Consider the following 19553-nt stretch of genomic DNA (forward strand, 5'->3'; position numbering starts at 1 on the left):
CAGGGAGAAGTTGAGCTTTCCTGTTGCTAACACAATGGTTGCCCCCCCAGTGGACACTGCTTTAAAAAACCCCATTTGATAACTTCCCTCTGCTGATCACCTCTTATATTGGATTAGAGACGTGCTACCATAATCCCCTCAATATAAAACCACTCACATATAACTATTGAGATCTCGATGAGGTTCACCCCATCTGAACTCAATTTCTGTTGCAATTTAGTTAAATAGATTGAAAACTCTAGCTTAAACCGAATGGCTTCCATCGGTTCCATGATGTACTCGTATTAAAGAGGGAAAGTGTTTTGCTTGGTATTATTCGCCTGATTTTGGCTGCGATTTTTGTTGTCTTCACTACTCTGTTTGCTTTGATTTATTGCTTGTTCAGCCCAAGAAACCCAAAGCATGTCTATTTTTTCTGTCGCTGGTTTAACCAACTGCAAAAGATCATCGGTGTTCGATTGATACAGCGAGGCTTAGAACACGCACCAACACCGGCGAACAGTGTGTATATTTCTAATCACCAAAGCGTCTATGACTTTGTCACAGCGCCCGGAATGCTAAGACCACGAACCGTTTCTTTGGGTAAAAAGGACTTACTCTGGATTCCTTTCTTCGGTCAGCTTTACTGGATCACTGGCAATATATTGATTAACCGAGAAAACAAGTCACAAGCACGCGATACCATCAAACAAGTCGCAGAGGCCATTCATCAACGTGATTTGTCGGTTTGGGTGTACCCTGAAGGCACACGCAGCAAAGGTCGAGGGCTGCTACCGTTTAAGACTGGCGCATTCCGCATGGCGATTGAAGCGGGTGTTCCTATTACCCCAATGTGTACAAGCACTACTCACAACAAGATAGATTTAAACCGTCGCGACAATGGGGTGGTGATTTCTGAAATGCTCGAACCTATCGATGTCTCTGGGTATAAAATCGAAGACGCACGAAAGCTGGCGGAGCATTGCCACGCATTAATGGCGGCGAAAATAGAAGAGCTGGACAACGAAGTTGCCCAGCTCGAAGCGCAAAAGAGTAAATCGCTTTCAGGAGAGCAGCACAGTCTTTAGAAAATGTATTGGTCCATCATTGCGACCATACGGCCAATCTCTGGCTTGGTGATAGTGTCATTCGCACCTAACGCCAGAGCTTTGGCCCGATTGTCATCACTCATCAAGGACGAGAACATCACAATCGGCAGTTCTTTGTAAGCTTCGGAGTCACGTAAACGCTTGACTAAGTGCATACCGTCCATACGTGGCATTTCAACGTCCGTGACCACAGCATCAACAAGCTCAGACACCGGAATCTCTTCTTTCTTCGCCACTTCGGCTAATTCCATCAGTTTCTCATGCGCCTCACCACCGTCTTTACATGCGATGATGTTATAACCCGCCGAGCTTAATGTGTCCTGAATCAGGCTGCGAATGAAAGCAGAGTCATCCACCACCATGACGGTCTTCGCATTACGCTTAGCCACCATTTTCTGATTAAGATCGACACTTTTATCCACCTTAACATCGTATTTTTCCATACTCAGCTCAGGGTTGATGTCCGCGATGATCTTCTCAAAGTCGAGGATCATAATCAGGTTGCCGTCTTTACGTACCACCGCAACCACGCAATCCTGTTCGCCAGCTTCGAGGAATTGGCTTGGCGATTCAACATCATTCCAGGAAATACGGTGAATACGGCTGATGCTGTCAATCAAAAAGCCGTTGGTCATGCGGTTGAAATCCGTCACGATGACAAACTTCTTCTCTAAATCTTTGTTCGTTGGTACGCCTAACCAGCCAGCAAGGTCGACCAGAGGAGTAAGAATATCTCGGGAAGAGAATACACCGACCATATGGGGCTGAGCATTCGGGTAATCGGTCGTTTCCGGTACCTGTATGACTTCACGCACCTTAGCTACGTTAATGCCATAGTAGCAGGTCTTTTTCGAGCCATCTGGCATCTGTTTGACTAGATGAAATTCAATAATTTCAAGTTCGTTTGTGCCGCTTTCTGTAAGAATTGTACTGCTTGAAACGCTCATAGTTGATTTTACTCATTCCCGGTATTATTCACACTTACGCGGGAGTGTTTCTCGTCCGCGTAACTACCTTTAATCTGCCGCCTCGGAATTTGTGTTTTCGTTAATGATTGAGGCGAAAGTAAAACTATCTCATTTATCAATATAAATGCCAGAAGAATTCATCAATCTCAATGTAAGCTCTTGCGTTGCTCACACAATGATGAGGCATCGGGTATCTCTCCTAGTATAAGCCCCGAGTGGTGAACTTTCCTTAAACCAGACAGAAATGCGCCATTCAGCCTTCAAGTGATGAATAGAGAACACAGAAAAGTACCTAAAATCAGCGCACTTACTCTTGGCTCGTTTCACTATAACGGCAGCAACGCGCAATAGTTGAATCGCATTGCTCTCGGCGAGGGAAGGATGTGAAGTGGAATCTATTTCATACGTAGAAGAAAGCGACGATAGAATGAAAACATCCACGGTTGGGATGTTTTCCCCATTGCTCAAGTTTCCGCTTAGCGCTCAAAGTAGGCGAGAAATTCACCACAGTCTTTTTGAAATAATGACAAAGCTTCTGCTAGTTGATCGTCACTCCAATGCCACCAAGCCAGTTTATCCAACCGTTCGCCGTAGCTATCATCTTCAAAACGAGGGCGAAGCACTCTGGCAGGGTTACCAACGACAATAGAGTACGCAGGCACATCTTTAGTCACAACACTTCCGGCCCCAATAATGGCGCCATTCCCCACTTTGACACCGGGTAAAACTATCGCGCCATGACCAATCCAAACATCGTGGCCGATGATCACTTTCTCTTCTTCTCGCCAAGCAAACACTTCATCATCAAGAGACGCTGGGTTCTCTCCCAGTTGATACTTCCCCGGTCGATAAGTGAAATGATGCAACGTCGGGCGCCACCATGGATGATTACTCGGATTAAGCCGCACCGTAGCGGCGATTGAGGTGAACTTCCCTACCTCAGTAAACATCAAGTTGCTGTCATTCTGGATGTAGCTGTAATCGCCAACGACGACATTATTGAGCACACAGCGATCCGCAATTTCGGTCCAGCGACCCAATTCAACACGATGCAGTCGGCAAGTTTGTGCGACGCTTGGCTGACTATCTAAAGTTGGAGATAAAGGCTGGCTCATAAACAAATTTCCTCGCCATCGTTCAATAATCGCAGTCGTTTACTCAAGGCATCAGGATTTTGTTCTGCCCAATCAATCATTTGGTGACTGAGGTGAATAAGACCGATGTTTTTTGGTTGGCACACCTCATCGATGTGCACCACATGTAAAAAGTCATTGTGATTAAGCTGACTACGACTTATTGGGTCTTCTACTGGGGGGTGATTACAATCTGTGATTAGCCAGTCCACTTCCATCTCTTTCAACCAGACAGATGTGGAGTTTGGTAGGCCAGCGGTGTCCGTCAGGTAAGCCAGACGTCTTCCCTGATACTCAAAGCAATAACCTAAACACATTCTTGAATGCAGCATTGGCAAAGGTGTTATCTTAATCCCTTGCCATTCAAAAGATTGAAACGCTTCCGCCCGCAGGGAAAAATCTAAAATCCCAGGATGCTTGTAGAGGTCATCACAACCTGAGAGATCATCAGGGGAAATGACCCTAATGGGCTCCCCGACTCCCCAACGTAAATCAAACAGACTCTGAACGTGATCCATGTGATAGTGAGTCAGCAAAATAGCGTCGATGCTACCAGCTGGAAAACGCTGCATTAAGTCCGGTGCATTGGCATCGATCAGCAGCGTTTTTCCATTATGGTGCAGATAAGCCGAGGACTTTTCTCGTCTCAGTTGAGGGTTTTCACGCGCGGCAGAGCAAACACAACAATCACAGCCATAAACAGGCACCATAGCGCTATTACCTGTTCCTAGTAGAGTCAGCTTCATACCGCATCTCCCGTCAGTGCTTGTCGCTTCTGCCCTTGCTGCAACAAATGACGAAACTGAGCAACGCTTTCTGCTAGTGAACCACTATTATCAATGCAAAGGGGACACAGCTCACTGTCAGCGATGTATTCCTTGGCTCGCTTGAGGCGAAGCGCTATTTGCTGCTCATCTTCTCGGCCACGCGCACGCAGACGATCTTCAAGAACCTCACTGCTGACATGAACCAAGACCGGAATCAATCGTGAACCAAACCGCTCTTTGGCGGCATTGAGATAGGCGCGCGAACCATTAACAACCACATTTAAGCCTGAATCCATCCAATGATTCACTTCCTGACCAACGCCGTAGCACAAGCCGTGTGCCTGCCAACTCATCGCGAACATATTGCGTGAGTAGCGGACAAAAAACTCATCTTCACTCAAGGCGATATGGTTTTCGCCGCCCGCATCCGCCGCACGGGTGATATAGCGGTGTGCGACGACTAAGTCATCAACGAATTGCTCTCGTAGCGCAGAAATTAATGAGTCCTTACCGGCACCAGACGGACCAATAATGTAATAAAGCTGGCCACTAGAACGCCCTTTGGTTGGTGCCGCAGGTTGCGGCACCTCCTTTTGGTTCAATGTGTAGTGTGTCGACTTCACTCAGAATACCTTTTTGCCTTCACGCCATACTCGTGACACCAGTTGATGGCCATTCACACGATGAGCCAACACCAAATCTGCACGCTTGCCTTCAGCCACGATACCGCGATCATCAAGCCCCAGTGCCTGAGCAGGGTTACGTGTGGCCAACTGCACTGCCTGAGCAACATCCAGAGAATTTCGTTCGTCTTCTACCAGCTTAAAAATCGCATCCAACAGACTGACCGGATAATAGTCAGAAGACAGAATATCCAACACACCCAGTGACGCCAGTTGATGCGCCGCCACATTGCCCGAGTGAGAGCCGCCTCGTACCACATTAGGCGCCCCCATCATCACCTTGAGCCCTAGCTCATGGGATTTCTGAGCCGCTTCCACAGTGGTAGGAAATTCAGCAATCACCATCTCCAACTGCTTCGACTCCAGCACATGTTCTGAGGTCGCATCATCATGACTCGCTGTTGGGATATCTAACGCACGACACTGACGGCAAATTTCATCACGGTTAGGCTTAGACCAGCGCTGAGACAGTTCAATTTGCTCTTTCTCGTAATCCACCAGCTCTTCATCACTCAGGCCATATTTGCCCTGATAGTAGGTGCGATACTTGTCCAGATTGACAAACTGACGCTGTCCGGGAGCATGGTCCATCAGTGAAACCAACTGCACCTCTGGCAAATTGATATAACGTTCGAGCAAACCAACTGTGCTGTCATGAGGTACTTCGCAGCGAAGGTGTAAACGATGCTCGGCACGCGTCAGACCGCGTTTCTGGCTCTCGACCACGGTATTGATAAACTGATCGAGATTCTCCTGACGATGACCATCGCGGTAATCTCCCAACGCAACGGCGTCAAGCACCGTTGTGATCCCTGAGCCAATCAGCTGAGTGTCATGGGCACTCATCGCAGACAATGGTGGCCAATCCACTTTAGGTCTCGGGGTAAAATACTTCTCCAGATTGTCGGTATGCAGCTCGATCAACCCCGGCATCAGGAATCCATTCTCGCCATCCAGTGCGCCCGGAAGTTGGCTTGTGGTATCAGACATATTGGCAATAACACCATCTCGCAGCTCCACTGAGCCACGAACCACTTCATTCTCTAATACCAGATTTACGTTAGTAATAATCATCGTTCGTGACTCCCTCTATGCACACACTGTGGTCAATGGTTTGACGGGCTGGTCTTGTTGCCGTCTGACGTCGTACAGGCGATCAGCGACCTGATCTCGGGTGTGCTCATCGTGGAAGATACCGACAATAGCCGCACCACGTTCTTTGGCTTCTTCAATCAGGCTAACCACCACGGCACTGTTGGTTGTATCCAGCGAAGCCGTCGGCTCATCCAGTAGCAAGATGGGGTAATCCACAATAAAGCCACGCGCAATGTTGACCCTTTGCTGCTCGCCCCCTGAAAAAGTCGCAGGCGCCAAGTGCCACAAATGCTCAGGAACATTAAGGCGCGTCAGCAAGGATTTGGCTTTCTGCTCTGCTTGCTGTGCACAACCACCCATCTCTATCACTGGCTGCATCACAACCTCTAATGCACTGATGCGGGGAATAACACGTAAAAACTGACTGACCCAGCCAATCGTGTGTTTGCGTATATTCAGAACATCACGTGGGGATGCTGTAACCAAATCAATCCACTGCCCTTGATGGTCAACTTCAATCGAACCGTGATCCACCAGATAGTTCGCGTAGAGCGCTCGTAACAAGGTCGACTTGCCGGAGCCAGAGTGACCATGGAGTACCACGCACTCGCCGCCATCAACGGAAAAGCTCGCACCTGTCAGTACCGGAAGCTCAATGCCGCTCTGGTTATGCAGTACAAAGGTCTTGCTGACATTTTTTACCTTAAGTTGGCTGTTCATCGTCTCTGTCCTTAATTCTGCAATACCGAAGAAACCAGTAGTTGAGTGTAGGGGTGCTGCGGATCATCCAGCACTTGATCGGTCAGGCCGCTTTCCACCACTTCACTGCGACGCATCACCATCAAGCGGTGAGCCAGCAATCTTGCCACTGCCAAATCGTGAGTCACAATCACTACTGCCAGTTCCAGTTCCGTCACCAAACGACGCAATAGATCGAGCAATTTCGCTTGTACCGAAACATCCAGACCACCGGTCGGCTCATCCATAAAAATCAGCTTTGGATGCGTGACCAGATTGCGGGCAATCTGCAATCGCTGCTGCATCCCCCCGGAAAAAGTGATCGGCATATCATCGATGCGATCATCAGGGATCTCGACGTCACCGAGCCATTTGGCCGATTTCTCACGAATCGCGCTGTAGTTACGCTCACCCACCGCCATCAGACGTTCGCCTATGTTACCGCCGGCCGATACTCGCCCACGCAGACCATCCATTGGGTGTTGATGAACCACACCCCACTCTGTACGCAGCAGTTGACGACGCTGACTTTCCGCCATCTGATACAAATCTTCTAACTGAGTGATCTGATTGACTGCATCACCATGGAGATACAACACTTCCCCCTCATCCGGTACCTGTCGTCCTGACAGGGATTTGAGTAAGGTACTTTTGCCTGAGCCGGACTCGCCAACAATGCCCAACACTTCACCCGGATACAGATCGAACGACACGTTCTGAAAGCCTTTTCCCGGTGCATAGAGTTTGCTCAGGTTGCGAACCGACAACAGCGGCTGTTCACTAATCACTTGGTCTTCACTCATTAATGACACACTGTTCATGCTTGTTTCTCCTGCTGCTGGCGACAGTAATCCGTGTCAGAGCACACGAACATGTGCGTGCCTTGATCGTCCATCACAACCTCATCGAGGAAAGTCTCTTTGGAACCACAGATTGCGCACGGTTCGTCCCATTTCTGGATTTCAAATGGGTGGTCCTCGAAGTCGAGACTGTGAACTTTTGTATAAGGTGGAATGGCGTAAATACGCTTTTCGCGCCCCGCACCAAACAACTGCAGTGCGGCCATATGATTCATTTTCGGGTTATCGAATTTTGGAATCGGGGATGGGTCCATGATGTAGCGATCATTCACACGCACCGGATAGGCATAAGCCGTTGAAATATGACCAAATCGAGCTATGTCTTCATAGAGTTTGACATGCATGATGCCGTACTCCTGTAGGGCATGCATTTTGCGCGTTTCCGTTTCACGAGGTTCAATAAAACGCAGTGGCTCCGGGATTGGCACTTGATACACCAGTATTTGATCTTCTTCGAGCGCGGTTTCCGGAATACGGTGACGCGTCTGTATGATGCTGGCCTCCGCCGTCTGCTCGGTTGTTTTTGCACTTGCGATGGTGCGGAAAAATTCACGGATAGACACGGCGTTAGTGGTATCGTCAGCCCCCTGATCGATCACTTTGAGTGTGTCAGGCAAGCCAATAATGGCAGCGGTGATCTGCACACCTCCCGTCCCCCAACCATAAGGCATCGGCATTTCGCGGCCACCAAAAGGCACCTGATAGCCTGGGATCGCCACGGCTTTTAGCAACGCTCGGCGAATCATTCGCTTCGTCTGCTCATCCAGATACCCGAAGTTGTAACCTGCCGCTCCTTGCGATCCGGCTAGCTGTTGATTTAGTGCATTCATCACTCGCCTTCCTGTGTATTGTTGTTGCTTTGTTGGGCCATCAGCTCGTCATGTTCCTTATGCATTTTGCGCAAAAGCTCCAGCTCAGACTGGAAATCAACGTAGTGCGGTAATTTAAGATGAGAGACAAAACCTGCGGCTTCGACGTTATCTGAATGCGACAAGACAAACTCTTCATCCTGCGCTGGGCTGTCGACCGATTCATCGTACTCGGCGGCTTGTAGCGCGCGGTCGACGAGCGCCATAGACATCGCTTTGCGCTCAGTGGCACCAAAGGTCAGGCCATAGCCACGAGTGAGTTTAGGCTTGATTTGTTTTGCCCCGACAAAGCCATTGATCATCTGGCACTCAGTCACCTCAATTTCACCCACGTCGATGCTAAAACCGAGCTCTTCCGGTTCCAAAGACAAGCTGACAAAACCGCTACGAATCTCTCCGGCAAATGGGTGGGTGCGACCATAGCCACGCTGAGTGGAATAACTCAGGGCCAATAAAAAACCTTCATCCCCACGCACCAAGTTTTGCAGACGAGCGCTGCGGTCACAGGGGTAGTTCACCGGATTAACCGTGATGTCTTGCGGCGTTTGATGGTCATCCTCTTCGCTCAACATCATGTCGAGGTTTTCTAAGATGCCCGAGACTTGTGGGCATGGTTCGCTGTCAGCCTCAGGATTAAGTGGCATGTGTACCGATTCGCCTTCCGCCAGTAAGGAAAAATCCAATAGGCGATGAGTGTAGTCATAGGTTGGGCCGAGAATTTGTCCGCCCGGCAGATCTTTGTAGGTCGCGGAAATACGACGCTCGATACGCATCTCGCTGGTATTGACTGGCTGCGCAGTGAGCAATCGCGGTAGCGTGGTCCGGTAAGCACGCAGCAAAAAGATCGCTTCCACCAAATCGCCAGCGGCTTGCTTGATCGCTAAGGCAGCCAATTGCTTGTCGTAAATCCCGCCTTCGGTCATCACTCTGTCCACAGAACCGGCCAACTGTTCCTGAATTTGATCAACATTCAACTCTGGCAATGCCGTGTTACCACGGCGTTTTTTCGCCTGAAGCTGGTGAGCAAGACGGATGGCTTTCTCGCCCCCTTTTACGGCAACGTACATGGTGTGACCTCCACTTTTGTCGTGCGAGGTACACACAGCACCTGCTGATTTGCCACAAAGATAAAATCGATTCCCAATGGAAAGGGCATCGAGGCCTGACGGGTTTGCAGAAACGCCAGCAGTTCCACCGAAGCGCCACATAAGTAGATGGTTCGCTGTGATTCAATCCCCGGGCCACTCAAAGTGAGTTCCGTTCCGGCATCTAGGTTATCCAACTCGACAATGACGGTGGTTGAGAGGTCTGGGTACTCTTCGTTACCGGGATTGAATGTCAACTGAGACCAATTGTGCTGCTGGTTGTCTCGCGCAGAAAATACCGCAAAACTGGCTTGCTGAGGGTGTTCGACCAACGGCGATCCAATGTGGAATTTGATATTTTCGGTGACCGCGCTATCCGCGCTCAGAGAAGGCGATAACCAAACAGCGGTAGCGTTATCTGCCATCGCTAAAAGGGTTTGAGTCGCACTACTGACCAGAGAACCGAAGCCATCACAACGGTCGAGGGTGACCACTTTTCCCGGCTCGGACATGGCTTTAAGCAGCAAGCGAAAACACTGCTGGCTATCATGAACTGCATCTTGAAATGCAGGAGAAATCATACTCATGGAATGTATTTAACCTGTTTTATGGGTGATTGGTGGGCGGTGTTAATCTTCGCCACGAACCATGGTGAAAAAGTCCACTTTGCTCGACGCCACTTCTTGAGCACGTTGTGAGTCACGCTCATGCTTAAGGGCGGCCAGCGGCTCAATCAACTGACTGTTGAGCACTTCGAGGTACTGGTCGTTTTGCATCAAAGCGTCTATCACAGCCGCTAATTCTGCATGGGGTTTGTTGCGCCCCTGAAGGTAGCTGTAGCCAAGCTCTCCACTGCTGAGTTTGATCACAGCTCGGGTAATGGTGGCATCGCCCACGTTGAATTGACGCCCCGTAGAACCCATTCGAGCCCTCACTTGTGCTAACCCTATTTCTGACTGACGAACCATGGCGTACTCAGGGGCCAGAGCCAGCGTGTCCCAACGCGATTTCAGCTCCGAGAACTGACTCTGTGCGAGTACAGACATCCATTTTTGTCGCTCTTTCAAAGCTGTCATTTAGTGCTCCATAACGATTTCAGTTGCATCTGCACGGGTATGGGAAGTGGAGAATTCCGCAATGGTTTCCGTGCCTTTGATGACATTGGTGGTTTTAATTTTGAGTAGCGGAGTGTTGGTGCTGATCTGCAGCAAACGACACTCTTCATTGGATGGAATCTTTGCACCGACTCGGGTCTCTTTCCGTTCCAGACTGATATCCAGCCCACGCTGAATAAATTGATGCAGCGAACCATTGGTGAAGTTTTTCAACACTGGCCACCAGGTGGTATCGGACAGGTAGTGGTCAATAATGGTGCGTGGTGACTCTTCCGTTTTGCGCAAAGTGCGGATGTGGATGATCTTGCTCCCTTCATCAATCCCCAAATACCGCGCGATCTTGGGTGAAGCGGAGATCATTCGTGACTGAAGCACCTCACTACGGGGCATGGCGCCCTGCTCTATCAGGTTTTTAGTAAAGTGCGCCCCAGAGTGCAGGCGATACTCTTTTGGCTGGCGTACCACCATATTGCCTTTACCTTGATGGCGCTGAACCAAGCCATTGTTCACCAGCTCATCAATGGCACGGCGAAGCGTGTGGCGGTTAACCGAGAATCGCTGGGCTAAAGTGGCCTCAGGAGGGAGATACTCTCCCGGGACAAAGCAATCACTGACTTCCTTTTCTAGGACGGACGCAATATCTAAGTAAATTGGCATCGTATTCTCTTTCTTGTTTGGCATTGGCTTATCTAGACAAGTTGAAGTAAATCAATCCAACGTTGGCCTAGATAAACTTCTTGCGAATGATCTGAGAAACAAAATCGATGATGCTGACGGTGACAATCACAATCGCCATGATGGCCGCGGTCTGCTGGAGCTGGAATCCTGAAATGGATTGCCACAGTAGGACACCAATCCCTCCAGCCCCCACCATACCGACAACGGTTGCTGAGCGAATGTTGGACTCCAATCGGTAAAGGGAATAGGAGATCCAAAGTGGCATTACCTGTGGAATCACACCGTAGAGAATCACTTCCAGCGAGTTCGCCCCCGTGGCTTTAACGCCCTCTACCGGACCAGGCTCAATGGCTTCAATGGCTTCTGCGAAGAGCTTCGCCAGCACCCCTGTCGTATGAACGAACAAAGCCATCACTCCGGCAAAGGGACCAAGTCCCACCACCACTACAAACAGCATCGCAAACACCATTTCGTTGATTGCACGCAAGCAGTCCATCAGACGACGAACAGGAAATGACACCCAAGACGGCATCAGATTTTCGGCACTGAGGATGCCAAATGGAATCGCAAACAATACCGAAAGTACCGTGCCCCATATGCCGACCTGAATCGTCACCAACATTTCCTGAAGGTAGATATTGCTTTCACTGAAATCGGCCGGAAAAAAATCATTCAATAGCTGAACCATGTTTTCCGGATGCTCTAAGAAGGTCATCGGCGCCATTTCTGCACCTCTCCATGCCCAACTAAGAACCAAAAGTACTGCTACTGCGATAATGCTGTTCTTGATTGATAACTTTGAAGAAGGCTCGTAACTGTGAGTTGTCGCTGTCATTGTTTTATTCTCTTCTCGGCGCCACACCATGGTGGCACCGCAATTTAATTGGCCTTATAGGGCGTCCATTTGAGCTTGTAGCTTGTCGATTTGGGCTTGATACTTAGCCACACGTGCTGCTTTCACCTTGTCACTCAGGTTGGTGTTGTTTTGGGCTTCAACGAGTTTTTTGAACGCATCCATCTGGCGGATTGGCAAGAGCTGATTGTTGTCGGTCGGGGCAAAACCAGACCAGGCAAGCAGACCAAGATTTTCCAGTGCCTGCTTATTGCCGTCTTTGCCATAATTGACGAAAAACGCCCGTGCTTTGCTTTTCAGCTCAGGATCAAGCTGCTTACGGTACGTCACTACATCAGAAGGGATCAGGTCAGACTGCCACACCACTTTGAGCTTCTTAAACAAATCAGGATTGCTCTCTTTGATGCGGATTAGGTTCATCGTATGGTTAGTGGCGACATCCACTTGCTGATTGGCGATGGCCATAACATTGGTGCCATGACTGGCAATGATGTTTCGTTCAAAGTCGTTTGCCGAAATGCCATTTTTGGCAAAAGCTTGGAAGTTCGGTACCAAAAAACCCGATGTCGAGTTAGGGTCGCCATTGCCCAGCTTGAGAGATTGGCGCTGCTCGATGACATCCTGCAGTGAGTTAAGGTTGTCGTTATCCGCATTAACAATCAGCAGGCTGTAATAGCCTTCTAAGCCTTCTTCATTGATATAGCGAGCAAAGATCTCAGCATCGGCTCTGTCGACCGCTTCCATTGCCGCTTTATTGCCATAGTAGGCAAAGTCGATTTTGCCAAAACGCTGTGCCTGAATAATGCCCGCGTAGTCTGGGGCAAAATACGCTTTCACCGGCACTCCAAGTGCTAGGCTTAAATCGTTCAGCAATGGCTCCCAGCGCTGGCTCAGGTTTTGCTGCGCATCCGTTCCAATGATGCCAAAGTTAATTTCATCCTTTGCCAGCGCATGACCCGCTGTCAGTGTGGTCATCAGCAAGGTTGCCAGCGTGGTGACTTTTTTCAGTCCCGATTTCACAGAATCAAACATGTCCAGTTTCCTGATATTAAAACGACGCGGCTAACACGTCGGACGGTTGAATGGCTTGGGGCTTGTCCGAGGTGTTCGAACGATAGAGATCTTCAAGCTGAGTTTTAGATAGGTGAGCGCTTTGGCCTTGATAGAACACGCGGCCATTTTTCAACGCGACGATGCTTTCACAGTATTTCAAGGCATGATCAACCTGATGTAAGGTCACAATCACAGGAATGCCTTCTTTCTCGTTGATGTCCTGTAGTAGCTCCATCACGACACGGGCGGACTCAGGATCGAGTGACGCAATCGGCTCATCGGCAAAAATGATCTGTGCGTTTTGCATCAATGCGCGAGCAATCGCTACGCGTTGCTGCTGACCACCAGACAAATTACCTACACGCTGCGTGGCATACTGCTCCATGCCGACTCGACGTAATGCTTCCAGTGCTTGATGCTGCTGCTTAGCGGTAAACAACCCCGTCAGCGTGCGCCATTTGGCGGTAGAACCTAAGGCTCCGATCAGCACATTGGTCATCACGGATAGGCGGTTAACCAAATTGAATTGTTGGAATATGTACCCCGCCTGAGCTCGACAGGCGCGCACATTACGCGAAGCTTTACCCTGTGTTTGGACGGTTTGACCAAGCACCTGTATTTCAGCGCCGGCATTGCGGTCACCAATAATCAGGCCGCTCAGGTGGCGTAGCAAAGTTGACTTGCCTGAGCCAGATGGCCCAAGTAAAGCCGTCATCTTGCGGCTACTAATGGTCAGGTTGATGTCATCCAGTGCTTTATTTTCACCGAATGTTTTGTTGACCTTTTTCACTTCAATGATGTTGTTCATCGTCAATGTCCCTTTTGGATTTAGGGCCACTTTGAAGCGTAAATATTAAAGTTAAGTGTCTGTTTTCTTGCAAAATTGCAACATAGTAAATTCAATGCGCACTTGTCTAGACAAGCATAATTGGCTGTTTTTATTCATGAAAAAATCAATCAGCCGCAGGAAGCAACCAGACTTATATACAGTGAGAATTCATAGTAATTTGATATAAAAAAAGCGCCTCATCGGGAGGCGCTCATCCAGTTACGGTAATCTTAAGCACTCAGTGCCTGTTCCAGATCCGCAAGAATGTCATCAATGTGCTCAATGCCCACAGAAAGTCGAATCATTTCCGGCGAAACACCAGCTTGCTGTTGCTCTGCTTCGCTTAACTGGCGGTGGGTAGTGGAAGCGGGATGGCAAGCCAGGGATTTGGCATCACCGATGTTGACCAGTCGCTTAAAGATTTTCAGTGCATCATAGAAACGTACTCCGGCGTCGTAGCCATCTTTAAGACCAAAAGACAGAATCGCCGAAGGTTTACCTTTCATGTACTTCTCAGCCAACGGGTAATGCTCTGAGGTTGGTAAGCCCGCATAGCTCACCCAACTGACTTTGTCGTGCTGGTTGAGGAATTCTGCCACTTTGAGCGCATTTTCTGTATGACGCTCCATACGCAGAGATAGGGTTTCCAGCCCTTGGATCAGCATAAAGGCATTCATTGGTGATAACGCGGCGCCAGTGTTACGCAGTGGTACTGTCCTAGCTCGACCAATGAAGGCTGCCTCACCAAACGCTTCGCTGTACACCACGCCATGGTAAGACGGTTCGGGCTGATTAAAGACAGGGAAGCGGTCTTTGTACTGCGCCCAAGGGAATTTACCGGAATCGATAATGATGCCGCCCAACGTCGTTCCGTGCCCGCCCACATATTTCGTTAAGGAGTGAACGACAATATCGGCACCAAACTCAATTGGCTTACATAGCGCTGGAGTCGCCACTGTATTATCGACAATCACTGGAACTCCTTTGGCATGAGCCAGCTCCGCAACACGCTCTAAATCAATAATGTTACCTGCCGGGTTACCGATACTTTCACAGTAAATCGCTTTAGTGTTGTCATCGATCAGTTCAGCGAGACTTTCAGGTTTATCGTCCTTCGCGAATTTCACCTCGATACCTTGGTTGGGCAACATATGGGCGAACAGCGTGTAGGTACCACCATAAAGCTGAGGAGTCGAAATGATGTTGTCACCAGTCTGAGCCAGCGTCAGAATCGCGTAGTTGATCGCCGCGCTCCCCGCACTGACCACCAGACCTGCAATCCCCCCTTCCAGCGCAGCCATACGTTTTTCCAGCACATCATTGGTCGGGTTCATAATCCGGGTGTAGATGTTCCCCGGTACTTCGAGGTTAAACAAATCAGCGCCATGTTGAGCGTTGTCAAACTCGTAGGCAACCGTCTGATAGATAGGCGTTGCTACCGATTTGGTGGTTGGGTCAGTTTCATAACCAAAGTGAATTGATAAGGTTTCGTCTTTCATATACCTTCCTTGGGCAAGCGAATAAATGTGGAATTAATGTCTTATCAATAAACATCCATATTGTGTTCAAAACTTAATCATACTGTGAATGCATTCACACTAAACCCTTGAAAATCATGACTGACAAGATTCTGCTAAATACGCCTCTTTATACCTTTTGTCACCAACTGGACACGGCCAACATAACGGATCTCTCGTTGTTTACGCCAGCTGAGAAACAAGTGTGGCAAGACAAAATAGCCCTGCTGCAAAAACAACTAACAGCGCTGCCACATTTAGCCGGACAAGTGATATTACGCTTACCAATGGATCTAGACAGTGAAGAGATTGACGCTGTAGTGCTTTATCGTGGAATCGTATTTGTCATTCAACTTGAACTTGAGAGTAATGAGTATCAGGCGGACTCGATAACCCGCGTTTATCAGGCAGCCCGCCAGTTGAAAGATCTTACGCCTCTCAATAAAGCGCTGTACATGGTTCCCGTGCTACTGGCAGCCAAAGCCCAACCTCAGGCAGGGCCGTTGGCCGCTTCCCAAGATTTATTGTTTGATACCATGTGTGACTCTGGCGAGTATTTATCTGCGCTGATCGAGCACTTTTCCAACCAGTTTAAAGCGGATGAGATCGATGCTGAAAACTGGTTGGTACAACATTATCGCAGTCTCTAACGCGTCATTTTCTTCACGAACACCACCACAAACAACGCCATGGTAAAGCTGCCGAGAAACGCTTCGAAGGCAGCGATAAACCTCGCAACCCCGACGGGCGAGATATCCCCATAACCCAGAGTGGTAAATGTGACGACGCTAAAGTAAAGCGAGTTAAGGAATTCAAACAGATAGAACTGCCAGCCACTGAGATCTTCGTATATCGGGTGTGCGCCTGTGGTATCCAAAAAGAAATACGCCATCGCACAGACTAATATCAAGAAGATGGAAAAGCCCACAACCCGCATTGGGTCTTCGCCATAGCCACAAAACAGATCGACGACTTTAGACACGATCCGCTTTATGCTGAACTTAGGCATCTGATAGCGACGAAAACGCATCTCTCGCTTGAAGAAGTCGCCCGCCATTTCAAACAGCCCCTGCTTTTCACACTGTTTGCGTATATTGCGACACACTTCTTCCGCTTCTTGGTACAGAGAGGCGGATTCTTTGTACTTTCGCTTTTTACGCGCTTGCCTGGCTTGCTGCTCCTGCTTGAGGTACGTCCCCCACTCAACATTTTCCAGCTTCGCCCGGCCAAGATCGGCACCCAGTAAGTTGCAGTTATCTAGTTTTGCACAATGAAGATTAGCCCCCAACATCTTTGATTTCATTAGGGAGGAGCCACGCAAGTCCAGACCGAAAAAGTGTGCATCGGTCAGATCCGCGCGGTAAAAATCCACGTTGCGACATGAATAGCCTTCTTTGCAGCCTCGATTGACCAAATTGATATCAACCAAGTCCGTTTTTGCCAACTGAAATCCGTCTAAAGGTTTACCCGCTGCGGCCCATTGTTCAACCTTGTCTTTTATATCATCTTTGCTTTTATCGACTTTGGGATCATGCCAGTAACACAGTCCTGACTCTCCACACGGTTGATCGCAGCACCAGCCATCAGGATTTTGATAGCTGCATTGGCCTTGTGTAGATTTCATATGCGCTGCCCCGTAAGCACGTCAGCAAACTGACGCTTGCTGACTCTATTAAGTGTAGTGGGTGCATATGCACTCGCAAACGCAATTTACAACTTAATCAATAAGGCTTTGTTGTTTCAGCCAACTTTTAAACAATCGGGTATGAGGATTATCAAGGTGGGTAATAATGAAATAGCCCGCATTGGCACGAATGGCAGGAAACGGCGCGACTAACCTTTCTTGATTGAGCTCATTCCCCAAAAGGGCCATTCGTGCCAGCGCAATTCCCAACCCCGCTTCCGCCGCAGACATTGCCATGTCGGTGCGATTAAAGAAGTGACCTTGATGAGTGTCGAAGTCAAGATTGTGCTGCGCGGCCCAGTATTTCCACTCCTGATCCTTCGCAGAATCGCTCCAAGGCATAGCGTCATGAAGCAAAGTGACTTGCTGCCAGTCTTCAGCCGTGCCCGACGCACACAGGTGTGAAAAGTGATGAAAATACCCCGGGCTCATCACAGGTAAAAGAGATTCTTCCATCAACAGCTCAGCGTCAGGCAACTTGTATGGCAAGGGCCCGTAATCAATAGCAATGTCATAGTCTCGACTTTCACTGTCCACCAGCGCCCCTTCAGCAAACGTGTGGATCTGAATCTCTGGATGGCGCTTCTGAAAATCGTCCAAGCGCGGCACCAACCATTTGAAGGCTAAAGAGGGCGTGAGTTTAAGCCGTATCTGCTTACTCTCGGTAACATGCGTCAATTTGTAGACATTGTCCTCGATCGCGGCCAAATGTGGTGTCACAGACTGGACCAGCTTATCCCCTTTGTCAGTCAGGCGGATGCCTCTTGCGTGACGCTCAAACACACTAAAACCTAAGCGCTCTTCCACCGCCTGCAGTTGCTGACTGACCGCTCCCGTAGTGAGATTGAGCTCACGTGCAGCGCTGGTCAGACTGCTGTGTTTAGCGACGATGCACACCAGATTGATGCCATTAAGCAGAACAGATTTCATAAAAGCTTTTAGTTTTTCTAAACGGTATTGTTAATTCTTATCGATTGTTAATCAGATGTAAATCCACCACGCTTGACCAAATGGTTAATTTGAGGGGGTGAGTGTGAAAGTCGTTATCTTAGGCAGTGGTGTGGTGGGATTAACCAGCGCTTGGTATTTGTCTCAAGCAGGCTATCAGGTCACGGTTGTTGATCGTCAGCCCCGCGCCGCTGAAGAAACCAGTTTTGCGAATGCCGGGCAGATCTCTTATGGCTATTCATCCCCTTGGGCTGCGCCCGGCGTACCAATCAAGGCGATGAAATGGCTGTTAGAAGAGCACGCTCCGCTAAAAATCAAACCTAGCCTCAGCCCAGAACTTCTCCGTTGGGCCAGCCAAATGTTGAAAAATTGTCAGCTGGACAGGTATCGGATTAACAAAGCCCGTATGTTAGCGATTGCCAATCGTAGCCGAGAGTGTTTAGCGCAGTTAAACCAGCAATACGATCTCAACTATCAGGGGCGCACTCAAGGGACGCTACAAATTTTCCGCAACCATAAACAGTTGGAAGCCGTAGAGAAAGACATTGCTTTACTTGAAGAGAGTGGCACTCGTTATCAATTGCTGGATGCCAAGGAGTGTCTGCTTCAAGAGCCGGGGCTGGCCAATATTCAAGGCACGTTGACTGGCGGACTTTATCTACCAGATGACGAAACCGGAGATTGCTACCTGTTTTGCCAGCAACTTCAGGCAATGGCAGAGCACGCTGGCGTCGAGTTTCTGTTTAACACTGAGATTCAGCGTTTGAACGTTCAAAGCAATCAGGTCACGTCTGTTGCGACATCACAAGGTGAAATCGAAGCCGACAAATTTGTCGTGGCGATGGGCAGTTACTCCAAGAACCTTCTGGAACAAGTCGGGATAGACATCCCGCTATATCCAGTAAAAGGTTACTCGTTAACTCTACCTGTGATCAATCACGACTTTGCTCCGCAATCAACCATTATGGATGAAACGTACAAAGTGGCGGTCACACGATTTGAAAACCGGATACGCGTCGCGGGCACAGCCGAGTTAGCCGGATTTGACCCAGCTCTACCAGACAAGCGACTGGCGACCTTAAATCATGTTGTTTCTAACCTATTTCCTGAGGGTACGGACTTAAATCAAGCCGAATACTGGACGGGGTTCCGCCCAATGACACCAGATGGGACACCCATTATTGGGGAGACAAAGATCGAGAATCTGTTCACCAATACGGGCCATGGCACCTTAGGTTGGACAATGGCCTGTGGCTCAGCAGATATTCTGACCGAGGTAATCACTAGGTCTAATAACCTTCAATATAAAGAGCTGAGTACATATCGGTACGGCGAATAGTATAAATACCTGCAAGACCTAACAATAACAGTACAAAAAACGAGCTACCAAACACGGCGCATATTCCTAAGTGCGCTGTGGATTTAGTCATATCAATTCAATTCTCAAGCAATTTAAAATTCCGCACTACAATAACACCACTCGTTAACATTTATTTAGCATTTTGTGCCTGAGCTCACGCAAACAAACTTTAAAGTATAAATTGGTTAACATCGGAGTTACAAAAAGGTTAATATCCTGTTCAGAAAACA

At 48.8% G+C, this 19553-nt stretch carries 21 protein-coding genes; 3 read left to right on the top strand and 18 right to left on the bottom strand.

Annotation, left to right across the window (positions count from 1 at the left end; all coding sequences use genetic code 11):
• The first annotated feature begins 302 nt into the window (after positions 1-302).
• Positions 303-1067 (top strand): 1-acylglycerol-3-phosphate O-acyltransferase, encoded by a 765-nt coding sequence (locus F0265_RS09910; RefSeq protein WP_171748710.1) that lies wholly within the window; start codon positions 303-305, stop codon positions 1065-1067.
• Here F0265_RS09910 and F0265_RS09915 read toward each other — a convergent pair.
• From F0265_RS09915 to F0265_RS09990, 16 genes are all read right to left on the bottom strand, one after another.
• Entirely contained in the window at positions 1064-2035 is a 972-nt protein-coding gene (locus F0265_RS09915) for a chemotaxis protein (protein WP_171748711.1), read from the bottom strand. The genes F0265_RS09910 and F0265_RS09915 overlap by 4 nt on opposite strands.
• Positions 2036-2532: 497 nt before the next feature.
• Positions 2533-3171 (bottom strand): DapH/DapD/GlmU-related protein, encoded by a 639-nt coding sequence (locus tag F0265_RS09920; protein WP_171748712.1) that lies wholly within the window; start codon positions 3169-3171, stop codon positions 2533-2535.
• On the bottom strand, positions 3168-3935 hold the full coding sequence (phnP, locus tag F0265_RS09925; RefSeq protein ID WP_171748713.1) for a phosphonate metabolism protein PhnP: 768 nt from the start codon (positions 3933-3935) through the stop codon (positions 3168-3170). The genes F0265_RS09920 and phnP overlap by 4 nt, the downstream gene beginning before the upstream one ends.
• Positions 3932-4558: a ribose 1,5-bisphosphokinase gene (gene phnN, locus F0265_RS09930; RefSeq protein ID WP_171748779.1), complete on the bottom strand. Its 627-nt coding sequence runs from the start codon at positions 4556-4558 to the stop codon at positions 3932-3934. Before phnN ends, phnP begins: the two co-directional genes overlap by 4 nt.
• 21 nt (positions 4559-4579) lie before the next feature.
• On the bottom strand, positions 4580-5713 hold the full coding sequence (phnM, locus tag F0265_RS09935) for an alpha-D-ribose 1-methylphosphonate 5-triphosphate diphosphatase (protein ID WP_171748714.1): 1134 nt from the start codon (positions 5711-5713) through the stop codon (positions 4580-4582).
• Between the two features lie 15 nt (positions 5714-5728).
• A complete protein-coding gene (phnL, locus tag F0265_RS09940) occupies positions 5729-6454 on the bottom strand; it encodes a phosphonate C-P lyase system protein PhnL (RefSeq protein WP_171748715.1) in 726 nt (241 codons plus the stop codon).
• Positions 6455-6465: 11 nt separating this feature from the next.
• Positions 6466-7293: a phosphonate C-P lyase system protein PhnK gene (gene phnK, locus F0265_RS09945; RefSeq protein ID WP_171748716.1), complete on the bottom strand. Its 828-nt coding sequence runs from the start codon at positions 7291-7293 to the stop codon at positions 6466-6468.
• Entirely contained in the window at positions 7290-8162 is an 873-nt protein-coding gene (locus tag F0265_RS09950) for an alpha-D-ribose 1-methylphosphonate 5-phosphate C-P-lyase PhnJ (protein WP_171748717.1), read from the bottom strand. The genes phnK and F0265_RS09950 overlap by 4 nt, the downstream gene beginning before the upstream one ends.
• Complete coding sequence (locus tag F0265_RS09955; RefSeq protein WP_171748718.1) at positions 8162-9268, bottom strand: carbon-phosphorus lyase complex subunit PhnI; 1107 nt, start codon at positions 9266-9268, stop codon at positions 8162-8164. The genes F0265_RS09950 and F0265_RS09955 overlap by 1 nt, the downstream gene beginning before the upstream one ends.
• Positions 9253-9873 carry a phosphonate C-P lyase system protein PhnH gene (phnH, locus tag F0265_RS09960; protein ID WP_171748719.1) on the bottom strand — a complete coding sequence of 207 codons (621 nt, stop codon included), beginning with the start codon at positions 9871-9873 and terminating at the stop codon, positions 9253-9255. The genes F0265_RS09955 and phnH overlap by 16 nt, the downstream gene beginning before the upstream one ends.
• Positions 9874-9915: 42 nt before the next feature.
• A complete protein-coding gene (gene phnG / locus F0265_RS09965; RefSeq protein WP_171748720.1) occupies positions 9916-10362 on the bottom strand; it encodes a phosphonate C-P lyase system protein PhnG in 447 nt (148 codons plus the stop codon).
• A complete protein-coding gene (gene phnF / locus F0265_RS09970) occupies positions 10363-11058 on the bottom strand; it encodes a phosphonate metabolism transcriptional regulator PhnF (RefSeq protein ID WP_171748780.1) in 696 nt (231 codons plus the stop codon).
• 67 nt (positions 11059-11125) lie between these two features.
• Entirely contained in the window at positions 11126-11914 is a 789-nt protein-coding gene (phnE, locus tag F0265_RS09975; protein ID WP_171748721.1) for a phosphonate ABC transporter, permease protein PhnE, read from the bottom strand.
• 54 nt (positions 11915-11968) lie between these two features.
• Positions 11969-12964 carry a phosphonate ABC transporter substrate-binding protein gene (phnD, locus tag F0265_RS09980; protein ID WP_171748722.1) on the bottom strand — a complete coding sequence of 332 codons (996 nt, stop codon included), beginning with the start codon at positions 12962-12964 and terminating at the stop codon, positions 11969-11971.
• 16 nt (positions 12965-12980) lie between these two features.
• The gene (phnC, locus tag F0265_RS09985; RefSeq protein ID WP_171748723.1) at positions 12981-13793 is read right to left on the bottom strand and encodes a phosphonate ABC transporter ATP-binding protein; all 813 of its coding nucleotides are present in this window, start codon (positions 13791-13793) and stop codon (positions 12981-12983) included.
• Positions 13794-14044: 251 nt separating this feature from the next.
• Positions 14045-15313, bottom strand: a complete 1269-nt coding sequence (locus F0265_RS09990) for an O-acetylhomoserine aminocarboxypropyltransferase/cysteine synthase (RefSeq protein ID WP_171748724.1) — start codon at positions 15311-15313, stop codon at positions 14045-14047.
• 116 nt (positions 15314-15429) lie between these two features.
• On the opposite strand from F0265_RS09990, the gene F0265_RS09995 reads away from it, so the two are divergent.
• Positions 15430-15981, top strand: coding sequence for a hypothetical protein (locus F0265_RS09995; protein ID WP_216607815.1), 552 nt, complete (start codon positions 15430-15432; stop codon positions 15979-15981).
• Here F0265_RS09995 and F0265_RS10000 read toward each other — a convergent pair.
• The gene (locus F0265_RS10000) at positions 15978-16955 is read right to left on the bottom strand and encodes an ion channel (RefSeq protein ID WP_171748725.1); all 978 of its coding nucleotides are present in this window, start codon (positions 16953-16955) and stop codon (positions 15978-15980) included. The genes F0265_RS09995 and F0265_RS10000 overlap by 4 nt on opposite strands.
• 93 nt (positions 16956-17048) lie before the next feature.
• Positions 17049-17945 (bottom strand): LysR substrate-binding domain-containing protein, encoded by an 897-nt coding sequence (locus tag F0265_RS10005; RefSeq protein WP_171748726.1) that lies wholly within the window; start codon positions 17943-17945, stop codon positions 17049-17051.
• A gap of 103 nt (positions 17946-18048) precedes the next feature.
• Here F0265_RS10005 and F0265_RS10010 point away from each other — a divergent pair, with 103 nt between their 5' ends.
• Positions 18049-19302, top strand: a complete 1254-nt coding sequence (locus F0265_RS10010; protein WP_171748727.1) for a D-amino acid dehydrogenase — start codon at positions 18049-18051, stop codon at positions 19300-19302.
• The last annotated feature ends 251 nt before the right edge of the window (positions 19303-19553 follow it).

Origin of the sequence: Vibrio sp. RE88 (assembly GCF_013113835.1) — a bacterium.
GTDB lineage: Bacteria > Pseudomonadota > Gammaproteobacteria > Enterobacterales > Vibrionaceae > Vibrio.

Excerpts from the sequence above, each read along its gene's own strand:
- F0265_RS10005 (WP_171748726.1), bottom strand. The coding sequence starts at position 17,945 with ATGAAATCTGTTCTGCTTAATGGCATCAATCTGGTGTGCATCGTCGCT.
- phnK (WP_171748716.1), bottom strand. The coding sequence starts at position 7,293 with ATGAACAGTGTGTCATTAATGAGTGAAGACCAAGTGATTAGTGAACAG.
- F0265_RS09950 (WP_171748717.1), bottom strand. The coding sequence starts at position 8,162 with ATGAATGCACTAAATCAACAGCTAGCCGGATCGCAAGGAGCGGCAGGT.
- phnM (WP_171748714.1), bottom strand. The coding sequence starts at position 5,713 with ATGATTATTACTAACGTAAATCTGGTATTAGAGAATGAAGTGGTTCGT.
- F0265_RS09990 (WP_171748724.1), bottom strand. The coding sequence starts at position 15,313 with ATGAAAGACGAAACCTTATCAATTCACTTTGGTTATGAAACTGACCCA.
- F0265_RS09995 (WP_216607815.1), top strand. The coding sequence starts at position 15,430 with ATGACTGACAAGATTCTGCTAAATACGCCTCTTTATACCTTTTGTCAC.
- F0265_RS09915 (WP_171748711.1), bottom strand. The coding sequence starts at position 2,035 with ATGAGCGTTTCAAGCAGTACAATTCTTACAGAAAGCGGCACAAACGAA.
- F0265_RS10000 (WP_171748725.1), bottom strand. The coding sequence starts at position 16,955 with ATGAAATCTACACAAGGCCAATGCAGCTATCAAAATCCTGATGGCTGG.
- phnF (WP_171748780.1), bottom strand. The coding sequence starts at position 11,058 with ATGCCAATTTACTTAGATATTGCGTCCGTCCTAGAAAAGGAAGTCAGT.
- phnP (WP_171748713.1), bottom strand. The coding sequence starts at position 3,935 with ATGAAGCTGACTCTACTAGGAACAGGTAATAGCGCTATGGTGCCTGTT.
- phnD (WP_171748722.1), bottom strand. The coding sequence starts at position 12,964 with ATGTTTGATTCTGTGAAATCGGGACTGAAAAAAGTCACCACGCTGGCA.
- phnL (WP_171748715.1), bottom strand. The coding sequence starts at position 6,454 with ATGAACAGCCAACTTAAGGTAAAAAATGTCAGCAAGACCTTTGTACTG.
- F0265_RS09920 (WP_171748712.1), bottom strand. The coding sequence starts at position 3,171 with ATGAGCCAGCCTTTATCTCCAACTTTAGATAGTCAGCCAAGCGTCGCA.
- phnC (WP_171748723.1), bottom strand. The coding sequence starts at position 13,793 with ATGAACAACATCATTGAAGTGAAAAAGGTCAACAAAACATTCGGTGAA.
- phnG (WP_171748720.1), bottom strand. The coding sequence starts at position 10,362 with ATGACAGCTTTGAAAGAGCGACAAAAATGGATGTCTGTACTCGCACAG.
- phnH (WP_171748719.1), bottom strand. The coding sequence starts at position 9,873 with ATGAGTATGATTTCTCCTGCATTTCAAGATGCAGTTCATGATAGCCAG.
- phnE (WP_171748721.1), bottom strand. The coding sequence starts at position 11,914 with ATGACAGCGACAACTCACAGTTACGAGCCTTCTTCAAAGTTATCAATC.
- F0265_RS09955 (WP_171748718.1), bottom strand. The coding sequence starts at position 9,268 with ATGTACGTTGCCGTAAAAGGGGGCGAGAAAGCCATCCGTCTTGCTCAC.